This window comes from Asticcacaulis sp., assembly GCF_020217185.1.
Classification (GTDB): Bacteria; Pseudomonadota; Alphaproteobacteria; order Caulobacterales; family Caulobacteraceae; genus Asticcacaulis.
In genome coordinates this window covers 1-10,000 of record NZ_JAIWNX010000114.1, presented here as the reverse complement: position 1 = coordinate 10,000, position 10,000 = coordinate 1, and the positions used below count along the sequence as shown (strand labels likewise).

8 protein-coding genes are annotated in these 10,000 nt (G+C 62.2%); 1 reads left to right on the top strand and 7 read right to left on the bottom strand.

What is annotated here, in order from left to right:
• The 7 genes from LDL37_RS05690 to LDL37_RS05660 form a co-directional block, all read right to left on the bottom strand.
• Positions 1-1,023, bottom strand: a 1,023-nt coding sequence (locus LDL37_RS05690; protein ID WP_290795466.1) for an aconitase family protein, incomplete at its 3' end; no start/stop codon positions are given.
• A 324-nt stretch (positions 1,024-1,347) separates the two neighbouring features.
• The gene (locus LDL37_RS05685) at positions 1,348-2,289 is read right to left on the bottom strand and encodes a branched-chain amino acid transaminase (RefSeq protein ID WP_290795464.1); all 942 of its coding nucleotides are present in this window, start codon (positions 2,287-2,289) and stop codon (positions 1,348-1,350) included.
• The gene (locus LDL37_RS05680; protein WP_126419456.1) at positions 2,273-3,856 is read right to left on the bottom strand and encodes a 2-isopropylmalate synthase; all 1,584 of its coding nucleotides are present in this window, start codon (positions 3,854-3,856) and stop codon (positions 2,273-2,275) included. Before LDL37_RS05680 ends, LDL37_RS05685 begins: the two co-directional genes overlap by 17 nt.
• A gap of 8 nt (positions 3,857-3,864) precedes the next feature.
• Positions 3,865-4,146, bottom strand: a complete 282-nt coding sequence (locus LDL37_RS05675) for an ACT domain-containing protein (RefSeq protein WP_272740755.1) — start codon at positions 4,144-4,146, stop codon at positions 3,865-3,867.
• Positions 4,124-5,812, bottom strand: coding sequence for an acetolactate synthase 2 catalytic subunit (gene ilvG / locus LDL37_RS05670; RefSeq protein WP_290795458.1), 1,689 nt, complete (start codon positions 5,810-5,812; stop codon positions 4,124-4,126). The genes LDL37_RS05675 and ilvG overlap by 23 nt, the downstream gene beginning before the upstream one ends.
• 248 nt (positions 5,813-6,060) lie before the next feature.
• A complete protein-coding gene (gene ilvC / locus LDL37_RS05665; RefSeq protein WP_013478234.1) occupies positions 6,061-7,062 on the bottom strand; it encodes a ketol-acid reductoisomerase in 1,002 nt (333 codons plus the stop codon).
• 62 nt (positions 7,063-7,124) lie between these two features.
• Positions 7,125-7,661 (bottom strand): dihydroxy-acid dehydratase, encoded by a 537-nt coding sequence (locus LDL37_RS05660; protein ID WP_290795452.1) that lies wholly within the window; start codon positions 7,659-7,661, stop codon positions 7,125-7,127.
• A gap of 654 nt (positions 7,662-8,315) precedes the next feature.
• Here LDL37_RS05660 and ilvD point away from each other — a divergent pair.
• A partial coding sequence (ilvD, locus tag LDL37_RS05655; protein WP_290795449.1) for a dihydroxy-acid dehydratase occupies positions 8,316-10,000 on the top strand: 1,685 nt, incomplete at its 3' end.

The following is a 10,000-nucleotide window of genomic DNA, read 5'->3' as shown; positions in this document are numbered from 1 at the left end:
CACATCGACCTTCTCCACCTCGCGGGCCTCGCCGCCGGTGAAGCCCATATATTTCAGCGCGCGTTCTTCGTCTTCATTGGCGGCCACGGGCACGCCCTTGACGATGGGCGCACCCTGATCGGGCGAGGTGCCCCAGGTGGCCATCGGCTCAATCGCCGAACCGTCGATGGTGATTTCCTTATCAAACACGGCGCCGTCGTCGGACTTCAGCGTCAGCCAATGAGCGGCGGCTTCGTCAAAGGCCGCGCCTTGCGGCACGTATTCGCGGCCGCGCAGCCACTCGACCGTCTTCTGGTCAGGGGCGATCATGCCGCAGCGGGCACCCGCTTCGATCGACAGGTTACAGACCGTCATGCGGCCTTCCATGTCGAGCGCTTCGATGACCGGCCCGGCATATTCGAGCGCGTAGCCCGTGCCGCCGGAGAAGCCCAGCGTGTTGATGACGGTCAGCGCCACGTCCTTGCCCGTCACACCCGGTTGCAGCGCGCCGGTGATGTTGATGCGCATGGTCTTGGGCTTACGCTGAGCGAGGCACTGGGTGGCCAGAACGTGGCCGACTTCCGAGGTGCCGATACCGAAGGCGATGCAGCCAAAGGCGCCGTGGGTCGAGGTGTGCGAGTCGCCGCAAACGACCGTAAAGCCCGGCTGGGTCAGGCCCATTTCCGGCCCGATGACGTGGACGACGCCGCGGTTTTCGGCCTCATAGCCGAACAGGCGCAGACCGTTTTTGGCGGCATTGGCCTCAAGCGTTTCGACCTGCTTTTTGGCCTGCGCCGTCACATAGGGGCGGTTGCCATCGGCATCGGGGGCCAGTGTCGGGATCGAGTGATCGAGCGTGGCAAAGGTGCGATCGGGACGACGGACCTTCAGGCCGCGCGCATCCAGCTCGGAAAAGGCCTGAGGGCTGGTCACCTCATGAACCAGATGCAGGTCGATGTAGAGGACGGCGGGCTTGTCCGCGCCTTCTTCCTCAACGATGTGGCGTTCCCACACCTTCTCGAACAATGATTTGGGTTTTGACATGATGGTCGTCCTAGAGCCTCAGTTACATGCGTCTTTCGCGGGACCTGCAAAGCCCCCACCACCGCATCTCAGCTACGCTTCGTGCGGTCCCCCTCCCCAAGCGAGTTGGGGAGGTATGATCGGGTCATGTTCATACCTCCCCGGCGTGCCGGGGAGGGGGACCATCAAGCCCGCAGGGCGCAGATGGTGGTGGGGGCCTTTTCGATACCGGAAAGGCGATTTTAGCCTCATGCCGAAAAGTGGTGGCCACTTTTCGGAAAAACATGAGGCGTTATAAAAGATTAGAGCAATACGGCGGCTCAACTGAGCCGACGAAAGCTCTGGTTAAGCTGGCGTCTTGGCATCGACATAGTCGAGCCAGCCCCAGCGGTCTTCGGTGGTTCCATTAAACAGGCCGTGGAAACGGGCCTGCAGCAGCTTGGTGATCGGGCCGGGGCCGTTTTCACGGGTCGGAATGTCGTCGATGGTGCGGATCGGCGTGATTTCCGCCGCCGTACCGGTCATGAACACTTCGTCGGCGAGGTAGAGCATTTCGCGCGGCAGGTCCTGCTCGATGATCTCGATGCCCTCTTCGCGGGCGAGCGTCAGCACGGTGTTGCGCGTGATGCCGCCCAGAATGGAGGCCGAGACCGGCGGGGTGTAGATTTTACCGCCCATCATCAGGAACAGGTTCTCACCGGCCCCTTCCGACAGACGCCCATCGACGCCGAGGCCCAGACCTTCGACATAGCCCTTCGAGCGCGCTTCGCGGCCGATCAGGTAGGACGACAGATAGTTGCCGCCGGCCTTGGCCATGACGGGGATGGTGTTCGGCGCGGCGCGGTTCCACGAGGAGACGATGACATCGACGCCCTTGGTCAGGCCTTCGTCGCCCAGATAAGCGCCCCACGGGAAGGCGGCGATGGCGACATCGACGCGGACGTTTTCCGGCTTCGGCGTCACGCCCATGCCGCATTCGCCCAGGAAGGCAATCGGGCGCAGATAGGCGGATTTCAGGCCGTTGACGCGCAGGGTTTCCTTACAGGCGTCGTTGATCTGTTGCAGCGTGTAGGGGACCGGCATGTGATAGATGCGGGCCGAATCGAGCAGGCGCTGGGTGTGTTCGGTCAGGCGGAACACCGCCGGGCCCTTTGGCGTGTCGTAGGCGCGCACGCCCTCAAACACCGAGGTGCCATAGTGCAGGGCGTGGGTCATGACGTGGACCTTGGTGTCCTCCCACGCCTTGAGTTCACCGTTGAACCAGATTTTTTCAGCGAGCGGTTTCATGTTGTTTCTCAGAATTCAGGTTTGAGGCATGAGTCTTCCGGTCGTGCAGGAAGACGTATTTTTCAAAAGCGTCGCACATGGCGCGAAGCCCGGCCCATACAGGGTCGGGGCCGCGACCACGGCCCCGGTATGCCTCACCCTTAATCTGTAAACTGATTTCTGCAAAGGCCCCGCCGTCGAAGGTGAACCCCGACTGGATGATTTCGCAGTCATTGACGCGCGCCTCGATCTGATAGGCGTCCACCAGAGCGCGGAACCCGGCCTCAAAGGCATTGAGCCCCGTGGCCGTCACCTTCAACGGTTCGCCGTTGTCGCGGAACAGGTCGAGCGTGATGGTGACGAAGTCCTTGGTGACTTCGCTCGACACCTTGAACAGGCGCGCATCGTCCTTGTCGGCATTGTCGCGCGTGAGCAGCGACATCAGCTCGAACTCGTCGATTTCGCCGATCTCATCGGCCCGGCGCTTGAAGGCGGCAAACAGGTCGCCCAGCGACAGCTCGTCAAGGTCAAAGCCCAGCGCCGCTGCCTGCTTGGCGATGGCGTGGCGGCCCGAATGCTTGCCCAGCACCAGATTGGACTTTTCCGCCCCGACGTCTTCCGGGCGCATGATCTCATAGGTGCGTGCATCGGTCAGCATACCGTGCTGATGGATGCCCGATTCGTGGGCGAAGGCGTTGCGGCCGACGACCGCCTTGTTGCGCATGACGATGGTGCCGGTGGCGCGCGACAGGAGGTGGCTGGCCTTGCTGAGCAGCGGCGTATGGATGCCGGTGTGCAGCTTGAACAGCTCAGGCCGCGTACGCAGCGCCATGACGACCTCTTCCAGCGCCGCATTGCCCGCGCGCTCGCCGATGCCGTTGATGGTCACTTCGATCTGACGCGCCCCGGCTTCGAGGGCGGCCAGCGTATTGGCAACGCCCAGCCCCAGATCGTCGTGATTGTGCGCCGACAGGATGACCTGCGGATGGTCCTTGAGGGCGGCCTTCAGGTCGCTGAAAATCTGATAGATTTCCTTCGGCGTGGTGTAGCCGACCGTGTCCGGAATATTCAGCGTGCGCGCCCCGGCCTCGGCCGCGGCGATACAGACCTCGTGCAGGAAGTCCTGTTCGGTGCGGATGGCGTCTTCGGGCGAGAACTCGACCTCGTCGAAAATCGTCGAGGCGTAGCTGACGGCCTTGTGGGCGATTTCAACCACCTGCTCGCGCGTCTTCTTCAGCTTGGCCGCGCGATGGATGGGCGAGGTGGCGAGGAAGATGTGGCAGCGCTTGCGCTTGGCGGGCAGCAGCGCGCGGGCGGCGGCGTCGATGTCGGATTCCAGCGCGCGCGACAGTGAGCAGAAGGTGGGGCCGACCACTTCGCGGGCAATGGTGCGGATGGCTTCCTCATCGCCGGGCGATGAGGCGGCAAAACCGGCTTCGATGACGTCCACGCCCAGGTCCTTGAGCGTGTGGGCCAGCATCAGCTTATCCTTGACGCCTAACGAAAAGCCGGGGGCCTGTTCGCCGTCACGCAGGGTGGTGTCAAAGACGATGACGCGGTTGGGGTCGTTGGGGACGATGGCATTCATGATGGAACTCAGGCGCTCAGTTTTTCGGCGTTAGGGCGGACAGTTTGCGCCCGTTCCGGCGCCTGCTCAAGCCGCTTGATGCCATAGAGGCGGTCGATTTGCAGCCCCAGAATGTCGATATTGCGGCCCGCATCGCGCGGACGCACGCTGACGCTGAGGCCGCGCGTATCGGGCCCCAGATCGTACAGGTCGATCTCATCAATGTGGAAGCCGCGACGCTCGATCAGGCCCAGCACCCGCAGGAGCGTGCCTTCCAGACGGTCGATCTCAATATGAATCGATTGGCTCATCCCAGCGCTCCTCCATCATTTCCGCGTTCGACGCGCCCGGCGGCACCAGCGGCCAGACGTTTTCGCGCGGGTCGATCAACACATGCAGCAGGGTCGGGGCGTCGGCGGCCAGAAGCCGGTCGATGGCACCTTCGACCTCGTGGCGCTGGGTGATGCGGAACGCACTCAGGCCAAACGCCTTGGCGACCTCGACAAAGTCCGGATTGTCGGACAGGTCGATTTCGCTGTAATTTTCTTCGTAGAACAGTTCCTGCCACTGACGCACCAGCCCCAGCGACGAGTTGTCGAGCAGGACGATCTTCAGATTGATGCCGTAGCGCCGCAGCGTCGCCATCTCCTGAATATTCATCATGAAGCTGCCGTCGCCGGAGACGGTGACGACGTGGTGGTCGGGCAGGCCCAGCTTGGCCCCCATACCGGCGGGCAGGCCATAGCCCATCGCGCCGGACCCACCGGAGGTCAGGTGAGCGCGGTTCTGCTCAAACTCGCAATGCTGCGCCACCCACATCTGGTGCTGACCCACATCGCAGGCGACGATAAACTTTTTACCCGCCTTTTCCGACAGGGATTTCAGCAGGGCCGGGGCATAGACGCCCTTGCCCGGCGCGTCGTACTTGAAGCGGTGCTGCCACTTGTTGGCCTTGTTGAGCTTCACCCAGTCCGAAATGTCGGGCATGGTCGGGCGCAGGGCCGGCAGGGCCTGTTTCAGGTCGCCCAGTATGGCCACATCGGCGCGACGGTTCTTGTGGAACTCGGCCGGGTCGATGTCGAAGTGGATGACCTTGGCGTGTGGGGCAAAGGCCGACAACTTGCCCGTGGCGCGGTCGTCGAAACGCGCGCCGACGGCGATCAGCAGATCGGTTTCCTGCACGGCCATGTTCCCGGCGCGGGTGCCGTGCATCCCCAGCATCCCCAGATGCAGGTCGTGATAGGTCGAAACCGTCCCCAACCCCTTCAGGGTCGAAACGAAGGGTATGCCGGTGCGCTCGACAAAGTCGCGCATCTCGGCATCGGCATCGGCCATGTGCACGCCGCCGCCGATGTACAGCAGCGGCTTCTTCGCCTGCTCGATCAGGGCCTTCGCGGCTTCAATGGCGTCGGCCTTCGGCGCGGCCGGCGTCCAGGCGGGCAGTTCGCCCATTTCGGAGGCTTCGACAAAGCTGGCGGCGACGTCCTTCGGAATATCGACCAGCACCGGGCCGGGGCGGCCTTCCTTGGCGATGGCAAAGGCGCGGGCGAGGATGGCCGGGATTTGCGCGGCGTCGCGCACCAGCCACGAGTGTTTGACGACCGGCAGGGTCAGACCCAGAAAGTCCACTTCCTGAAAGCCATCGGTGCCCATCAGGTGCGTGGCGACCTGACCGGTAATGAAAACAACCGGGACCGAGTCCATATAGGCATTGGCGATGCCGGTGATCAGATTGGTCGCGCCGGGGCCGGAGGTGGCCATGCAGACGCCGACGCGGCCCGTGGCGCGCGCATAGGAATCAGCGGCGAACGACGCCCCCTGTTCGTGGCGCACCAGAATGTGACGCAGGCCCGATCCGGCCAGCGCGTCATAGATCGGCATGATGGCGCCGCCCGGATAGCCGAACAGCACGTCTACGCCCAGCGCCTTCAGCGTTGAGATGACGAGTTGCGCGCCGGTCGGTTTATTGGTGGGCATATCGTTGTCCTCACATGAATTTCGCAAGCAAAATCCAGGTGTCTTCTCGGTGTGGATAAAAATCGCCTCGGGCCACGAAAGTTATAACGGCCTTCGGATATTTTTCTTTTTTAACTGGCTCAATTCCGGCGAAGCCGGAACTGAGCCTTAGAAAGCCGAGGAAGGGCGAAGAACCGCTTCGAGCCCTTCCTTAGCCGTTCAGGTATCCACCTCTTTTTCCGGCTTGCCGGGAAAAAGAGGTGAGGCGATTAGCCGTTACCCTTTTGGTTCAGCCACGACATGCGCGAACGCAGGTCACGACCGACGGTTTCGATCGGATGCTCAAGGTCCTGACGCATCAGGGCGTTGTAGCGCGGACGACCGGCCATGTTTTCGAGGATCCAGTCGCGCGCGAAGTCACCCGACTGAATGTCGTTGAGCACTTCTTCCATGCGCTCACGGGTTTCTTCGTTGATGATGCGCGGACCCGAAACGAGGTCGCCGTACTTGCAGGTTTCCGACACGAAAGAGTGCATCTTTTCTAGGCCGCCTTCATACAGTAGATCGACGATCAGCTTCAGCTCGTGCAGCACTTCGAAATAGGCGATTTCCGGACGGTAACCGGCGTTGGTCAGGGTCTCAAAGCCCATCAGGATCAGTTCTGACGTACCACCGCACAGAACGGCCTGTTCGCCGAACAGGTCGGTTTCGGTTTCTTCGCGGAACGAGGTTTCGATCACGCCGCCGACGGTGCCGCCAATGCCACGGGCATAGCCCAGCGCCTTGCGCGCCGCCTGACCGGTGACGTCACGATCCACGGCGAACAGCGACGGCACGCCGCGGCCGCGTTGATATTCACGACGCACCAGATCGCCCGGACCCTTCGGCGCGACCAGGATGACGTCGAGGTCTTCACGGGCGGTGACGCGGCCATAGAGGACCGAGAAGCCGTGCGCGAACAGGAGCGCCGCGCCCTTGGGGGCATAGGGCTCGATGTCGTTCTTGTAAATGTCGGCGTGCGACATGTCGGGCGTCAGAAGCGCGATGATGGTGGCGTCCTTCACCGCGTCCTTGATTTCCGCCGTGGCGAGACCATCGGCCGTCGCCTTGGTGTGACCCGCACCGCCAGCGCGCACGCCGACGATCACATCAGCGCCCGACTCTTTCAGGTTCTGGGCGTGGGCGCGGCCTTGCGAACCGTAGCCGATAATGGCGATGCGTTCGCCCTTCAGGCTGTCCGGCGAAACGTCGTCATTGGTATAGATTTTCACTTGGGAGGCTCCATTGAGTGCCGGCTTTGCCGGTCGCTTTGAAAGGAAAAAGGAAAGGGTGATCAGGCCTGAGCGGCGTCGGCTTCAGCCATCAGGGCGGCGTACTTGCCCATCGGAGCAAAGCCGTTCTTGACCTTTGCGCCGCGCGGCCCATCCGCCCGGCGCGCCACCATGTCGGCGTCGATGTCGAGGCGGCGGTTTTTGATGTCGATGGTGATGGTGTCGAAATTCTGGACGTAGCGGATCGCCTTGCCGACGTGGCCGATGACGATACCTTCCGAAGCCGCCGCAAAACGCCCGTTGGAGATCAGGCTGATGTCGCGCAGACCCGCCTCGGCGATCGCCCCGAAGATGGCCGTCATTTCCGCCTCGTCGGCGGCCGCGATGACGATGGCCTCACCGTGAGCGACGCGGCCTTGCTGAATGGCGGCAATGGCGTCGGATTCCATGGCGAAGACGCGGGCGCGGGCTTCATGCGGGTCGCGCTCAAAACCGCCACCGGTCATCACGCAGCCTTCCGGCGACAGCGAGCCGTGCAGAATCACGAAGTTCGAGGCGGGTAAGGCGGCCGGGTCGATGATGCGAGCGTGAGCGTTCATGGCGAAATCTCGGTTTCAGGGGTTTACGCGGGATACTGAGGTTGGTCAGGCAGCAGGCATGTACAAAAAAGCCCGCTCTGGTCAGGGAGCGGGAGGATGGTTATTCCTCGTCAGGCGGGTTTCAGACCTGCGCTACCACTCCGTGATCATAGGGCGTACAAGTACGCCTACGATGAGTAGGTTAATCAGGGCTACGATAATGGCGGACGCAGCAACGGACAGGTTCAGGGCAGCGCCTTGAACGTCCATGCGGGCAGCGATGGCAATAGCCTTGCGCACCTTAAGCGTCTCCATTCGGCGGGCCACCATGGCCGCGTCGTGAGATCATATAGACTGAAACCTTTACCGATTGCAAAGGCAAAATTGAAAAAAAATTTCTTTAGCGGGCGAATGGCGGAATTTATCAGGTGAAACTTGATGAAAAAGAGCCATATTTTGAAAATATTTTTTCGGTATGCGGTTTCTGTGAAAAAATTGCCCCACAACCGCCGCGCTTTGCGCAACAGTTTCGCAGGAGCAAAAAAATCCCCGATGCGTCTGCGAAGGTTTGCGGGTGCCTGAGGTGCTGTTGCAATTCGCCTTGTTCGTTTTATATGGCCGCACGTCGCAATATATCTTGTGGCCATTCTCCCCAGCATTGCCCCTGAGGTTCCCATGCCCGCCTATCGCTCACGCACCACGACTTTCGGCCGCAATATGGCGGGCGCGCGGGCTCTATGGCGGGCGACCGGCATGACCGATGCCGACTTCTCCAAGCCGATCATCGCCGTGGTCAATTCCTTCACGCAGTTCGTGCCGGGTCACGTCCATCTGAAGGACCTGGGCCAGATGGTGGCGCGCGAAATCGAAAAGGCCGGCGGAGTCGCCAAGGAATTCAACACCATTGCCGTCGATGACGGTATCGCCATGGGCCACGGCGGGATGCTTTATTCGCTGCCGTCGCGCGACCTGATCGCCGACAGCGTCGAATATATGGTCAATGCCCACTGCGCCGACGCCATGGTCTGCATCAGTAACTGCGACAAGATCACGCCGGGGATGCTGATGGCCGCCATGCGCCTCAACATCCCCTGCATCTTCGTGTCCGGCGGGCCGATGGAAGCCGGTAAGGTGGTGTGGCCGGACAAGGACGGCGTGCAGCGCACCCACGCGCTCGATCTGGTCGATGCCATGGTGCAGGCCGCCGACGATTCGATCTCCGATGCGCAGGTCAAGGCCGTCGAAGAGGCCGCCTGCCCGACCTGCGGTTCCTGTTCCGGCATGTTCACCGCCAATTCGATGAACTGCCTGACCGAGGCGCTGGGCCTGTCTTTGCCAGGTAACGGCACGACTCTGGCCACCCATGCCGACCGCAAGGCCCTGTTTTACGAAGCCGGGCGTCTGATCGTCGAAAACACCCGCCGTTATTATGAGACGGACGACGCTTCGGTCCTGCCGCGCTCGATCGCCACCTTTGAGGCCTTCGAAAACGCCATCCGCCTCGACATCGCCATGGGCGGTTCGACCAACACCGTGCTGCACCTGCTGGCGGCGGCGCAGGAGGCGGGCGTCAACTTCACCATGCAGGATATCGACCGCCTGTCGCGCACCACGCCGTGCCTGTGCAAGGTGGCCCCGGCGACCTCCAGCGTGCATATCGAAGACGTGCACCGCGCCGGGGGCATTGTCGGCATTCTGGGCGAACTGCACCGCGGCGGCATGTTGCACGGCGAAGTGCCGACCGTGCACGCCCCGACCCTCGCTTCGGCCATCGCCCACTGGGACATCAAACAATCGAATGATGAGCGCGTGGCCACCTTCTTCAAGGCGGCACCGGGCGGCGTGCGCACGACGGTCGCCTTCTCTCAGGAACGCCGCTGGGACGAGCTGGACTCAAACCGTCAGACGGGCGTCATCCGCTCGGTCGAGCACGCCTTTACCAAGGATGGCGGTCTGGCCGTGCTGTACGGCAATATCGCCGAAAACGGCTGCATCGTGAAAACGGCCGGTGTTGATGAGGAAATCTGGCGCTTCACGGGCAAGGCGCGTGTGTTTGAGTCGCAGGAAGACGCCACGCACGGGATTCTCAACAATCAGGTGCAGCCGGGCGAAGTGGTTATCATCCGCTACGAAGGGCCGCGCGGCGGGCCGGGGATGCAGGAAATGCTCTACCCCACCTCCTACCTGAAATCGAAGGGGCTGGGCAAGAAATGCGCGCTGCTGACCGACGGGCGTTTCTCCGGCGGGACGTCGGGCCTGTCGATTGGCCACGCCTCGCCCGAAGCGGCGCAGGGCGGTCTGATCGCGCTGGTCGAAGACGGCGACACGATCGAAATCAACATCCCGGAACGCACGATCAA